7 protein-coding genes are annotated in these 13,457 nt (G+C 67.2%); 4 read left to right on the plus strand and 3 right to left on the minus strand.

Annotated elements, in window-relative coordinates; translation table 11 throughout:
- The first annotated feature begins 74 nt into the window (after positions 1–74).
- Together AC07NS_RS01865 and AC07NS_RS01870 are read left to right on the plus strand one after the other, a co-directional pair.
- The gene (locus AC07NS_RS01865) at positions 75–1,700 is read left to right on the plus strand and encodes an HWE histidine kinase domain-containing protein (RefSeq protein WP_494601041.1); all 1,626 of its coding nucleotides are present in this window, start codon (positions 75–77) and stop codon (positions 1,698–1,700) included.
- 5 nt (positions 1,701–1,705) lie between these two features.
- Positions 1,706–2,074, plus strand: a complete 369-nt coding sequence (locus tag AC07NS_RS01870) for a response regulator (RefSeq protein WP_110120688.1) — start codon at positions 1,706–1,708, stop codon at positions 2,072–2,074.
- Between the two features lie 116 nt (positions 2,075–2,190).
- On the opposite strand, the gene AC07NS_RS01875 is transcribed toward AC07NS_RS01870, so the two are convergent.
- Entirely contained in the window at positions 2,191–4,212 is a 2,022-nt protein-coding gene (locus AC07NS_RS01875; protein WP_494601042.1) for an alpha/beta hydrolase family protein, read from the minus strand.
- A 324-nt stretch (positions 4,213–4,536) separates the two neighbouring features.
- On the opposite strand from AC07NS_RS01875, the gene AC07NS_RS01880 reads away from it, so the two are divergent.
- On the plus strand, positions 4,537–7,530 hold the full coding sequence (locus tag AC07NS_RS01880; RefSeq protein WP_494601044.1) for a TonB-dependent receptor domain-containing protein: 2,994 nt from the start codon (positions 4,537–4,539) through the stop codon (positions 7,528–7,530).
- A 113-nt stretch (positions 7,531–7,643) separates the two neighbouring features.
- On the opposite strand, the gene AC07NS_RS01885 is transcribed toward AC07NS_RS01880, so the two are convergent.
- Positions 7,644–8,216, minus strand: a complete 573-nt coding sequence (locus AC07NS_RS01885; protein WP_494601046.1) for a methylated-DNA--[protein]-cysteine S-methyltransferase — start codon at positions 8,214–8,216, stop codon at positions 7,644–7,646.
- A 96-nt stretch (positions 8,217–8,312) separates the two neighbouring features.
- Here AC07NS_RS01885 and AC07NS_RS01890 point away from each other — a divergent pair, with 96 nt between their 5' ends.
- Complete coding sequence (locus tag AC07NS_RS01890; RefSeq protein ID WP_494601048.1) at positions 8,313–9,947, plus strand: amidohydrolase; 1,635 nt, start codon at positions 8,313–8,315, stop codon at positions 9,945–9,947.
- A gap of 269 nt (positions 9,948–10,216) precedes the next feature.
- Here AC07NS_RS01890 and AC07NS_RS01895 read toward each other — a convergent pair whose 3' ends face one another.
- Positions 10,217–13,375, minus strand: a complete 3,159-nt coding sequence (locus AC07NS_RS01895; RefSeq protein WP_494601050.1) for a TonB-dependent receptor — start codon at positions 13,373–13,375, stop codon at positions 10,217–10,219.
- Between the last annotated feature and the right edge of the window lie 82 nt (positions 13,376–13,457).

Raw genomic sequence — 13,457 nt, forward strand, 5'->3', positions numbered from 1 at the left:
GGAACCGGTCCGCACTCGGTGCGTTGACCACGATGCGCCGTGGTACCGGCGTGGGGTCTAGGGGGAGCCCAGGGGTGACCGTTTTGGAGGCTGACGCACGCGCCGCGACCGAGGAGATCTTCGATCTCCGCCGGCGCTTGGCCGAGGCCCAGCAAGCTCACGCCGAGGAAGTGCGCCGCAACCAGGCTTTCAGCCGGATCGCGGCCGCCATCGGCGCGCACCAGAGCCTCAGCGAAACCGTCCAGGCGGTGATCGACGGCGGGGTCGAGCTGATCGGCGCCCAGTTCGGGGCGTTCTTCTACAACGTCATCGACCGCGCCGGCGAAAGCTACATGCTGTACGGCCTGGCCGGCGCGCCGGACGAGGCCTTCGCCAACTTCCCCATGCCGCGCAAGACGGCGATCTTCGCCCCCACCTTCGACGGCGCCGGCGTGGTGCGCTCCGACGACATCACCGCCGATCCCCGCTACGGCAAGAATGAGCCCAACCGGGGCATGCCCCAGGGCCACCTGCCGGTGCGCAGCTATCTGGCCGCCCCGGTGAAGACCGCCGACGGCCTTGTGCTGGGCGGCCTGTTCTTCGGCCACCGCGAACCGGCCCGCTTCGACGCCCGCGCCGAAACGGTGATCATGGGCCTGGCCGCCCAGGCCGCCGTCGCCATCGAGCGAAGCCGCGCGGGCGAGGCCGGCGACCGCGAACTGACCGAACGCCGCCGCACCGAGGAACGCCTGAAGTTCGCCCTCGATTCGGGCCGCCTCGGCTCCTGGGAGCTCGACGTCGAGACCCGCGCCTACGAAGCCTCCGACATCTGCAAGTCGAACTACGGCCGCACGTCCGACCAGAACTTCGGCTTCGACGACCTGGTGGCCACCATCCACGCCAGCGACCGCGACCGCATGCTGGCCGCCATGGACGAGGCCATTCGCACCGGCGGCGAATACGACATCGAGTATCGCGTGGTGATCCCCAGCGGCGAGACGCGCTGGGTGCACGCCCGCGGCCGCGCCGCCGTGCGCGACGAACGCCTGATCGGCGGCGGCGTGCGGCGCATGGCCGGCGTGTCGCTGGACGTCACCGAACGCAAGCGGGCCGAGGAACGCCAGCGCCTGCTGCTCAACGAGCTCAATCACCGTGTGAAGAACACCCTGGTCACGGTCCAGTCGATGGCCGCCCAGACCCTGCGCGCCGCCAGCGACCTCCCCGCCTTCCGCGAAGCCTTCGAGGCCCGGCTGATCGCCCTCTCCCAGACCCACAACCTGCTGACCGAGCAGAACTGGGAAAGCGCCAGCCTGCGCGAGATCGTTGACGCCGAACTGGAAGCCTTCGGCGGCCGCGAGCGGCTGGACTTCGACTACGCCCGCGACCTGCGGCTCAATCCCAAGGCCACCGTGGCCGTCGGCATGGCCGTGCACGAGCTGGCCACCAACGCCGCCAAGTACGGCGCCCTGTCGACGCCGGGCGGCCGCGTGGCGGTGAGCTGGTCGACCGAGCCGGCCTCGCCCGACGCCTCCGCCCGCCTGAGCCTGCGCTGGACCGAAAGCGGCGGCCCGCCCGTCCCACCGCCGACCCGTCGCGGGTTCGGCGCCCGCCTTCTCGAGAAGGGCCTCGCCGGCGAGTTGTCCGGCGTGGTCCGTCTCGCCTATGATCAATCTGGCCTGGTCTGCGCGATGACGCTGCCCTTGGCCGCCCTGGAGCCGTGAAACAGATGAAGACCCTCGCCGCCCTGAAGGTTCTGGTGGTCGAAGACGAGGCCCTCGTCTCGATGCTGGTCGAGGACATGCTCGGCGATCTCGGCTGCGAGGTCGTCGGTCCCGCCGCCGAGATCGAGGAGGCCCTGCGCCTGGCCGGCTCGGCCGAGATCGACGCGGCCCTGCTCGACGTCAATCTGGGCGGCCGCCCGATCTTCCCGGTCGCCGACGCCCTGAAGGCCCGCGGCGTGCCGTTCGCCTTCGCCAGCGGCTACGGCGAGGCGGGCCTGACCGAGCCGCACAAGGGCTCGGCGGTGCTGCAGAAGCCGTTCCGCGAGGCCGACCTGCGCCGCGTGCTGGAGGGCCTGGCCGCCCAGGCGGTCTGACCCCTCCACGTTTCCAGACAAGAAAACGCCCGCGCGATGCGATCGCGCGGGCGTTCTTGTTTCCGTCAGGCGGCGGAAGGACGAGCGGCTGTCGCCGCCCGTCCAAGCCGGCTCGCCTACAGGCCGCCGGCGCAGCCCTTGGCGAAGTAGTCGTCGATGATCCGCAGTTGATCGGCCATGATCTTGCGGGTCCAGGCCCGGCCGTGATCGTAGTCGTCGAACACGTGGTACTCGACCACCTGGCCCGACTTCTTGGCCTTGTTGACGAACCATTCCGACTGCTCGATCGGCACCGTCCGGTCGCGCTCGCCGTGATAGACCATGATCGGGATCTTGATCTGGTCGGCGAAGTCCACCGGGCTGACGCCCTTCACGGTCGGCCCCTGGGCGTCCATGAAGTAGGGGTTGGTGTAGAAGTCCTTCCAGATGCGGCGGATGTCCGACACCCCGGCGCCGGCGATGGCGCACTTGTAGAGGCCGTTCGGGCGCACGGCGGCGTCCATCGAGGCGTAGCCGCCGTAGGAGAAGCCGAACATGGCGATGTGGCCGGGCTGGGCGATCTTCTGATCGATCAGCCACTTTGCGCCGTCGTCCTTGTCGTCCTGCATCTTCTGGCCCCACTCGGCGTCGCCGGCCTTCCACAGGCGGCGGCTCCAGCCGTCCGAGCCGCGATACTGCGGCTGCAGCACGGCCATGCAGCGCGAGGCCATCAGCGGCGTCCACATCGAGCCGTCGAAGCCCATGTGGTCGCGCGCCCACGGACCGCCGTGCGGGTGGACGACGGTGCGATAGGGCGCCGGGCCGCACAGTTCGGGGTTCGGAAGGGTCAGGAAGGCGGGGATGTCGAGACCGTCGCGGGCCTTGTAGTAGACCAGCTTGCGGGTGCCCAGGGCGGCCGGGTCGATGTCCGGATAGGCCTTGGACAGCAGCTGCAGCTCACCATCCTTGAACAGGTAGTAGGACGGCGGAGTCGTCGATCCGGCCACCGACAGAATCACCGTCTTCAGGTCGGGCGAGTAGTCGATGATGCGGTAGTACTTGTCGGAGAAGTACTTGGTTTCCGCGCTCTTGCCGGTCTCCACGTCGACGAAGGTGGTCGGCGTCGGGGTGATGTTCAGCGCCTGGCGCAGGGCCGCGTCGAGGGCCTTGAGGTCCGGGTCGACCCAGACCACGTCGCCGCCGACCGGGCCGTCATAGCTCAGCCCGACGATCTCGCCGAAACGCGGCCCGGCGTAGCGGAACACCCGCGGCGCGTTGGCCTCGAAATAGGGATGCTTGAACAGCACCTCGCCCATCTGGCGCTTGGCGATGTCGTATTCGTAGACCACGGCCTTGTCCTGGCCGACGTTGCTGAGCACCAGGGCGATGTTCGGATCCTTGGTGAAGCCGACGATGCTGGTGACGTCGCGGTCCTTCACATAGGTGCGGAAGTGCTCCTCCCAGCCGCCGTCGGCGGTGCGCAGTTCGGTCGTCGTGTAGGCGCCCTTGCCGTCGACGTCGCCGCGGACGCGGCCGCGCAGCTTGCCGTCCAGGTCGGTGAAGTAGCCCGAGACGTTGTCGGCGGTGCGCTGGATGCGCTCGGACCGCCCGTTCTTCACGTTCACCTTGAACACGTCGCCGCGCTTGGTCCCCACCTGCGAGACGACCAGCACGTGATCGGGGTCGTTGGGCAGCGTATCCAGCACCTGCGGGCCGAAGCGCTTGATCAGCACCGACATCGCCTGGCTGCCGCCGTCGTCCTGGTACATGGGCTCGCGCCAGTTCTTGCCGTCGACATCGACGAAGAACAGCTTCTCGGCGAAGGTCTTGGTCACGCCGCCGCCCAGCAGGTCTTCGTACGGGTTCCACAGGCCCACGGCCAGCAGGTCGTTCTTGATGAACTGGACCGACTGGATCTTCATCTGCTTGGACGCCAGGACCTTCGGCGCCTTCTTCAGATCGCCGGCTTCCCACACCAGGATGACGCGATCTTCGCCCTGGCCTCGCAGACCGGCGATATATTTCCCGTCGGGGGAAAGTGAGAAACTCGACACCGCCGGATATGCGGCGAGCTGCTCGACCGTGGGAGGTTTCGGCGCCGCAATCGCCGTAGTCGCTCCGAAAACGGCCATGGCCGCCAGCACCAGACTTCTAAGCATAAACTTTCAATCCCCAACCCCTGGAGGGCGCCCCATGCCCGCATAGGTGCATGACGCGCCGCGCAATCTTGGCAAGCTGCCACCGCATTCAGAGGGCGACAAGGGCGACTTCGTGCACGGAAAGGGGGAAAATTTTCGCGCCGAGTGTCTCATTGTGCCATTTGGGCAACCATTCTTCCGCGTCGTTTTTCATTCGCGTCGAAATTGCGTCAAAAGTGTTGCGACCGAGTGTCGGCCCGCTACTGTCCGCCGGGGCTGCGCCTTATGCGTGCGGCGGTCGCGGACCCTGAGGGGCGTCAGCGACAGGTACTTTTGGGGACTCGAATGATTGATAAGACGATGAAGACCGCGCTGTGTGCGGGGTCTGCTCTCGGCGTTATGCTGAGCATGGCCGCCATGGCGGCTCCGGCCTTCGCGCAAGACAAGGCCAAGACCGACGCTAACGAAGTCGAAGAACTCGTGGTCGTTGGTTCGCGCATCCGTCGCGACACCTTCAACTCGCCCTCGCCGGTCCAAGTGATCACCCGCGAGGAATCGACCCTGGCCGGCTTCGCCTCGACGACCGAGGCCCTGCAAGGCACCGCCGTCACCGGCGGTTCGGCTCAGATCAACAACGCCTTCGGCGGCTACGTCACCAACGGCGGCCCGGGCGCCAACACCCTGTCGCTGCGCGGCCTGGGCGCTTCGCGCACCCTGATCCTGCTGAACGGCCGCCGCGTCGCTCCGGCCGGTTCGCGCGGTTCGGTCGGCTCGGCCGACCTGAACGTCCTGCCCAGCGCCATGATCGACCGCGTCGAAATCCTGAAGGACGGCGCTTCGTCGATCTACGGTTCTGACGCCGTCGCCGGCGTGGTGAACATCATCACCAAGCAGAACGCCCAAGGCATCACGGTCGAGAACCAGTACAACAAGACCGCTCACGGCGGCGGCAACACCAACCGTCTGTCGGTCGTCGCCGGCACGACGGGCGACCGCTGGACCCTGTCGGGCTCGCTGGAATACCTCGAGCGCAGCGACCTCACCCTCGCTGACCGCGACTGGACCCGCTGCAACACCGACAGCTTCATCAACCGCGCCTCGGGCGGCTCGCTCGACTTCGTCGACCCGATCACCAAGTCGCCGAAGTGCTACCCGATCACCACGACCGGCTCGAACGGCGTGACGATCAACACGATCGGCACCACCTCGGCCACGGGCGTCGGCGCCGCCGGCTCGGTGGGCACCGCGTTCAACCGCTGGCGTCCGAACTCGGCCGTCACCACCGGCCTCGTCGGCTGGGAAGGCGTTGGCGGCGGTTCGAACAACCTGAACGTCCGCGACACCTTCGATCCGCGCACGCTGAAGCGCTCGCTGATCTCGCCGGTGAAGATCTACACCGCCTTCGGTCAAGGCGCTTACGACCTGCAGGCCCTCGGCAACGCCGAAGTCTACTTCGAAGTCCTCGGCAACGAGCGCCGCTCGCAGCAGACCGGCTACCGCCAGCTGTCGCTCGACTACATGAAGGGCAGCCCCCTCATCCCGTCGAACCTGGCTTTCAGCACGTTCCTCGCCGCCGGCGGCAGCGTGATGACCAAGGGCCAGGCCACGGGCGTCCGCGCCTTCATCGGCTTCGGCAACGACGTCAGCAGCCAGGTCGTGAAGTTCGAAAAGGCCACCACGGGCATCCGCGGCGACCTGACCTTCCTGCCGAACTGGCGCTATGACTTCTCGGCCAGCTACTCGAACTCGGATTCGACCTACACCCAGCAGTCGTGGCTGACCGACCGTCTGGCCGAATCGATGGACGTCGTGGTGGCTCCGGCCGGCACGCCCGCCCAGTTCGTCCGCAACGGCTACACCTGCCGCGTCAACACCACGAACTCGGCCGCCGGCTGCGTTCCCGGTCCGGCTCTGACCAGCGACACCGTCGGTGGCAAGCTGCCGCAGGACTGGATCGACTACACCTTCCAGAAGGTCAGCGGTAAGACGAACTACAACGAAGCCGTCGCCACCGTGAACTTCGACGGCCCGCTGTTCAAGCTGCCGGCCGGTGAAGTGAAGGCCTCGGTCGGCGCCGAAATCCGCCGCAACGAGATCGACGACACCCCGGACATCAACAGCCAGACCGGCAACCTCTACAACCTGACCTCGTCGACGATCACCCGCGGCGACGACCAGGTCTGGGAAGTGTTCGGCGAAGTCGAAGTCCCGCTGCTGGCAAACGCGCCGTTCGCCAAGGACCTGACGATCAACCTGTCGGGCCGTCACACCGACTACAAGTCGTACGGTTCGGATCAGACCTACAAGGTCGGCGGCGTCTACACGCCGGTCGGCTGGCTGTCGCTCCGCGGCACCTACGGCACCTCGTTCCGCGCCCCGGCGCTGTTCGAACAGTACCAAGGCGCCACCAGCGGCTTCCTGTCGAACACCATCGACCCCTGCGACAACTACGGTGCGCAGGATCCGACCTCGCAGCGCTACAAGAACTGTAACGCCGAACTCGCCAACACCGCCTACACCTCGACCCAAAGCGTCAAGGTGCTGACGGCCGGCGGCGCCGATCAGGGCCTCGAGGCTGAAACCTCGAAGAACTACACCGGCGGCATCATCCTGCAGCCTGAACTGCCCTCGGGCTGGGGCAGCCTGTCGGTCGCCATCGACTACTACAACATCAAGATCAACAACGGTGTCGCCCGCTTCGGCGCCAGCAACATCCTGCAGGCCTGCTACGACGACCCGCAGTTCCGCTCGGGCGGCGGCTTCTGCCGCTTCGTCGACGCGCGCGCCACGGGCACCAACGCCCTGACCGTGCACGACAGCTACACCAACATCGCGATCCAGGTCGTGAAGGGTTGGGACTACAACTTCCGCTACAAGCGTGACCTCGGCGAGGGCCGTCTGACCCTGAACGCCCAGATCACCCAGTACCTGTCGCAGGCTTCCAAGCTGTTCAGCGACGACGAGATGGACGAGTACAACGGCACCATCAACTCGCCGGAATACACGGGCACCTTCGACGCCACCTACGCCTGGAAGTCCTACAAGTTCCGCTACGGTCTGGAATGGATCGCTGCTCAGGAAAGCTACGCCTACCTGGGCGTGAACAAGCAGACCACCCAGTACGACTTCGATGTGCCGGATTACTTCCTGCACAGCCTGTCGGTCCAGTACAGCTCCAAGAACGACTGGGAAGCCACCTTCGGCGTCCGCAACCTGATGGACAAGGATCCGCCGGTCATCTCGTCGGGCTACTACAACCGGGTCGGCAACGCCCCGCTGTACAGCGGCTACGACTACATCGGCCGTCAGTTCTTCCTGAACGTGTCGAAGAAGTTCTAATCCTCACGGAATAGAATGAGCTATCGGGCGGCGGATCCTCGGATCCGCCGCCTTTTTATTTGGTGTGAAGTGAAGCGCGAGCGTCGGCGACGGACCGGCGCGACGACACGCTCTCAGCGCCCCTTCGGCGGCGCGACCGAGAACTCCAGGTCGAACAGGGTCGGCACGTCGTTGACGCGGGCCCGCTCGATGGTCAGCAGCCGGGCCTTGGTCTCGGCCCCGCCGTCGGCGCTGAAGCCGCCCATCCTGCCGTCGGCGCCCAGCACCCGATGGCAGGGCACGACGATCGGCCAGGGGTTCTCGCCCAGGGCCTTGCCCACCGCCCGCATCGCCCCCGGCTCGCCCATGGCCTTGGCCACCTGGCCGTAGGTCGAGGTCTCGCCGGGGCGGATGGCGCGGGCGATCTCATAGACCCGGCGGTTGAAGGGCTGCACGACGGTGAGGTCCAGCGACACGTCGGCCAGGTCGTCGCGACCTCCCGCCAGCAGGTCGATGATGCGGTCGGCGACGAGGTCGATCTCCGGCGGCGGCGCGGCCTCGGCGGCGTCGGGATAGCGCCGGCGCAGCCGGGCCCAGGTCGCGCCGGGGGCGGCCTCGGGCAGTTGCACGCCGATCAGTCCGCCCGCCGCCCACGCCAGGCCGCAACGGCCGATCGCCGTCTCGAAAAGCATGAAGCCCTGTCCCATGGCGACAGATTAACACCGCTGTTGCAGGTTGCGAGCCGGGCCTTCTACCTTTCCACGGTCACGCTCTTCTCCCCGCCCCGGTTCCGGAGATCGCCCTTGCGCCGCCTCGTCCCGCTCGTCGCCGCCCTGCTCCTCGCCGCCCCGCCCGCGCTCGCCGGCGACATCCTGGTGCACGGCGGGCCGATCCACACCGGAGTGGCCGCCGCGCCCAGCGCCGAGGCAGTGCTGATCCGTGACAAGACGATCGCCTTCGTCGGCCCGCTGGCCGCCGCCCGCGCCAAGGCCGCCCCCGGCGTCCGCGACATCGACCTGAAGGGCGCGGCCGCCTATCCCGGCTTCGTCGACGCCCACGCCCACCTGACCGGCATCGGCCTGCGCGAGCTGACCCTCAATCTCGACCAGGTCGACTCCGTCGAGGCCCTGGTCGCCGCCGTCCGCGCCTACGCCCAGGTCCACCCGGGCGATGCGCCCATCTACGGCCGTGGCTGGATCGAGACGCATTGGCCGGAGAAGCGCTTCCCCGCCCGCGCCGACCTCGACCGCGCCGCCCCCGGCCGCATCGTCGTGCTGGGCCGCGCCGACGGCCACGCCGTGGTCGCCTCCAGCGCCGCCCTGGCCAAGGCCGGCGTCACCCGCGACACCGCCGCCCCGGCCGGCGGCCAGATCCTCGAGGACGAGACCGGCGAGCCTACCGGCATGCTGATCGACCACGCCCAGGCCCTGGTCGAGAGCGTCATCCCGCCGCCCTCCCCGGCCCTCAAGCGCCAGGCGCTGGAGACCGCCGGCAGGCTCTACGCCAGCCGCGGCTGGACCGGCCTTGGCAATATGAGCGTCGATGCCGAGGACCTGGAGATCCTGCGCCAGCTGGCCGCCGAGGGCCGCTTTTCCCTGCGCGTCGACAACTACATGGACCCGTCCGGCGCCGCCGAGGTGCTGAAGACCGGTCCCAGCGCCGACGCCACTGGCCTGATCCGCCTGCGCGGGATCAAGCTCTATATGGACGGCGCCCTGGGCTCGCGCGGCGCGGCCCTGCTGGCGCCCTACAGCGACGCCGAGGGCCAGGGCCTGATCCTCACCGAGCACGACAAGGGCCTGGCCCTGATGCGACAGGCCCGCGCCGTCAACGCCCAGGTCGCCATGCACGCCATCGGCGATCGCGGCAACCGCATGGTGCTGGACTGGTTCGGCGAGGTGCTGGGGACTGACACGGACCGCCGCTGGCGGATCGAGCACGCCCAGGTGGTCGACGCCGCCGACCTGCCGCGCTTTTCCAGGCTGGGCATCATCGCCTCGATGCAGCCCAGCCACGCCATCGGCGACCTCTATTTCGCACCCGCGCGCCTGGGCAAGGACCGGCTGAAAGGGGCCTATGCCTGGGCCGACATGCTCAGGAGCGGCGCGGTCGTCGCCGCCGGGTCCGACGCGCCCGTCGAGGTCGGCGATCCGCGCATCGAGTTCTACGCCGCCGTCTATCGCCACAGCCTGACGGGCTTCGCGGGCGCCGACTGGCATCTGGAAGAGGCCGTCAGCCGCGACCAGGCCCTGCGCATGCTGACCTGGGCCCCGGCCTATGCGGCCTTCGCCGAGCAGCAGCGCGGCGTGCTGGAGGCCGGCAAGGCCGCCGACCTCACCGTCTTCGACCGCGACCTGATGACCATCGCCCCGGCCGACATCCTCAAGGCCCAGGCCGTGCTGACCATCGTCGACGGCAAGGTGGTGTTCGAGAAATAGGCCGCCCCGCCGAAGCAGGACGGCCTTGGCCTTATCCTGAGACGGATCGACATTCGGCTGTTCGCGACCTTCAAATCCGAGCATCCCCGCGAAGGCGGGGACCCAAGCTGGATTTCAGGATGAGGCGCGGCCGTGGATCGATTCCAACCTCGGCTTGGATCCCCGCCTTCGCGGGGATACTCGGTGAAAAATGAGCTCAGGCCGGTGAATGTCGATCCGACCTCCTCCTGAGCTTGTCGAAGGACGAGGACCACGCACCGGGCTGAAGCTTAGTACTTGTACGTAAAGCCCATGAAGAAGCGGCGGCCGAAATAGCCCTGCTCGATCAGACGGATGTCGCCCGCCGTCGAGACCTCTTCTTCCTTGGTCAGGTTCTTGCCCTCGACAAAGAACTGCAGGCCCTGCGGACCCGGCTTCCAGGTGATCTTGCCGTCCAGATAACCGGTCGGCTCCTTGAACACCGGCTGGCCCGAGGTGTCGGCCGCCGAGGACAGGTACTTGGAGCGATAGTTGTAGGCCAGGCGGGCGTTCACCGGGCCCTTGTCGTACCAGACCGTCAGGTTGGCGCTGCTCTTCGACAGCCCCGGGAACGGCAGCGGCGAGCCGTCCAGGGTCGAGTACAGCTCGACGTCCTTGGCTTCCTGATAGGTGTAGTTGGCGTCGACGCCGAAGCCGGAGAACACCCCCGGCAGCCAGGTCAGGGCCGTCTTGCCGGTCAGCTCGACGCCCGAGATCTTGGCGCCGTCGCCGTTGATGTAGGTGTTGTAGTTGTAGAGGACGCCGTCGCCATAGACGTCGACCTTGCCGATCAGGGTTTTGGACGACAGGTAGAACGACTTGATGTCCTTGTAGAACAGGCCAAGCGACAGCTGGGTGTCGTTGTTCGGATACCACTCGAACGACAGGTCGTACTGGTTGGCGCGATAGGGCTTGAGGTCCGGGTTGCCGGCCGTGCAGCTGGGCTCGTCATATTCGCCGTTGGCGTCCGGCGAATTGTCGGTCGTGCAGCTGACCGTCGGCATCAGGTAGTCCATGCGCGGACGAGCCATCAGCTGGGCGAAGCCGGCGCGGGCCGACAGCTTGTTGGGCTGCAGCCACAGGCCGATGTTGAAGCTCGGAAGCCAGACCGTGTAGTCCTTGGTCATCGTCGCCTGGCTGTTGCTCAGCACATAGGTCGTCGAGGTGCCGCCGTTGGTCGAGGCGTAGGTCTCGCTGCGCGTCTGGGCGCCCGAGGCCACGGTCTTGGTGTGCACCCGGCGCCAGCCGAAGTTGCCGTTCACGTCGTAGTCGAACAGCGGGAAGGCGTAGTTGAACTTCAGGTACTGGGCGTCGGTCTGCTCGGCGATCCGGTAGGGGATCTGCTCGTAGGTGTTGCCGTCGCTGCCGGTGGTGGTCACCAGGTTGTTCAGGTTGAAGTGCGAGGTGTCGAGGTACTGGGCGACCTTGGCGAAGTTCGGATAGAGCCAGGTCGAAGGCAGCGAGCCGCCGCCGTAGTAGAAGGCGCTGGGCAGGGCCGTCATGGCGTCGGCGAACACCGCGTTCGAGAACGCCCGCGACCAGGTCTCGGTCGTCGACCAGTAGCCGGTGGTGTAGGCGGCCGAGGCGGCGGTTGCGGTCGTCTGATCGGCCGTGGCCGAGTTGCTGACCGTCGCCGTCGAGTTCACCGCGTTGCTGTAGATCACGACGTCGTCGGTGGTCGAATAGAGGTTGTCGCCGCCGTCGATGATGTAGCCGCCATAGCCGTAGCCCGAGGTCGAGAAGTCGGTGGCGCGACCGCCGAACTCGATCTTCTTCAGGAACGGCAGGTCGGTCTCGTAGTCGAAGTCCAGCTTGTATTGCTTCTCTTCCGACTGCGAGTTCGACGGGCGGTACTGGATCTGCCACTGGCGGATCGCCGAGGCGTCGGCCGGGCTGTAGCCGCTGGCGAAGGCGAACGACGGCGCGCCCGTGGTCGGGTTCAGCGTCACCGTCATGCCCGGCGTGTCGAAGCTGACGCTGACATTGTTGGTCTGCGAAACGGTCGAGGTTTCCGAATTGGAGCCCTGGAAATCGATCTGCAGGCGCTCGCCGCGATAGGTGCCGCCGAAATTGTAGTAGTCGCTCGACGAGTCGTAGGCGAAGTCGCGCGAGCTGATGCTGAAGCCGTTGTAGCCGCCGCTGCCCGACGTGGTGAGACAGTTGCCCAGGGTGTACTGGATGACGTTGTGGTTCTTGTCGACCACGACCGAGCTGGCCGTGGTGTCGGTCGACGAGCACGACGTGCCGCTGGCGGCGGTGTTGCGCAGGCGCGTGGCCGAGGTGAAGTCGGTGCCGTAGTTGATGTCGTTCAGGCGCTGGCTGCGCTCATTGCGGTTGTAGCTGGCCCAGATGTCGATCCGGTCGCTGACCTTGTACTGCACCGTGAACTCGGCCGAGAGACGCTCGTCCTCGCGGGTCCAGACGCCGTAGCGGGCCACGCGCGGGGCGTAGTCGTACCACTGGCTCTGGCAAGCCGTGCGCAGGTTGCTGGTCGAGATCTGGCTGGTGTCGGGCGAGGTCAGGCTGGAGCAGCCGGCATAGGTGTCGACGGCCGACACCATGTCGTTGATGTCCTGGCTGTAGGAGGTCGAGTAGTAGTCGACCGTCTTGTCGGCCGAGCCGTCGAAGTCGGCGAACCGCCCCCAGGACGAGTTGCGAACGTAGTCGCCGCGGGTGTTGACCTTGTCGTAGGTGACGTTGGCCATCAGGCCCAGGCGCCCGTCGAACAGCTGGGTGGCGGCGAACAGGTTGCCGCGCGGCTTCCAGCCCTTGGCCGTGTCGAGGTTCTGCATCGAGCCCGTCAGCGACAGGGTCGGCTTCTTGAAGTCCAGCGGCTTGCGGGTGGTCACCGAGACCGTGCCGCCGACGCCGCCCTCGGTCATGTCGGCGGTGAAGCCCTTGAAGACGTCGATCGACTTGACCAGCTCCGAGGCCAGCTCGCGGAAGTCGTTGGCGCGGCCGCCGCCGCCATAGACGTTGATGTTGCCGGCCGTCGACAACGTGCTCATGCCGTTGATCTCGACCCGGTTCAGGTCGGGCTCGACGCCGCGGATCGAGACGGTGTTGCCCTCGCCGAAGTCGCGGGCCAGCTGCACGCCGGTCACCCGGCCCAGGGCCTCGCCGACGTTCTTGTCGGGGAACTGGCTGATGTCCTCGGCGACGATCGAGTCCGAGATCGTGCCCGCCCGCTTCTTGCGCCCCATGGCGCTCTGCAGGCTGGCGCGGGTGCCGACGACCACGATCTCCTCGACCTTGTTCTCGACCGTGGCTTCCGGCGCGGCCTTGGTCGTGTCCGTGGTCTGGGTGGCTTGCGCCAGGGCGATCGACGAGCTCGAGCCCAGGATGGCGGCGGCCAGGCCCGTGGTGATCAGGAGCCGGTTGTCCCGGCGCGCTTTAGGGTTGGTCGACATGGTTTCCCTCCGAGAGACAGGCGGTGACCGCCCTTGTCGTCGCGGCGCATGGGCCGCGGTTTGTTGACTGAAGATGCGGACA

This window comes from Caulobacter sp. GW821-FHT10A10 (assembly GCF_059415745.1).

What these genes read in the sequence shown, in the direction of transcription:
- AC07NS_RS01870 (WP_110120688.1), top strand. Translation starts at nt 1,706, where the DNA reads ATGAAGACCCTCGCCGCCCTGAAGGTTCTGGTGGTCGAAGACGAGGCC.
- AC07NS_RS01875 (WP_494601042.1), bottom strand. Translation starts at nt 4,212, where the DNA reads ATGCTTAGAAGTCTGGTGCTGGCGGCCATGGCCGTTTTCGGAGCGACT.
- AC07NS_RS01880 (WP_494601044.1), top strand. Translation starts at nt 4,537, where the DNA reads ATGATTGATAAGACGATGAAGACCGCGCTGTGTGCGGGGTCTGCTCTC.
- AC07NS_RS01885 (WP_494601046.1), bottom strand. Translation starts at nt 8,216, where the DNA reads ATGGGACAGGGCTTCATGCTTTTCGAGACGGCGATCGGCCGTTGCGGC.
- AC07NS_RS01895 (WP_494601050.1), bottom strand. Translation starts at nt 13,375, where the DNA reads ATGTCGACCAACCCTAAAGCGCGCCGGGACAACCGGCTCCTGATCACC.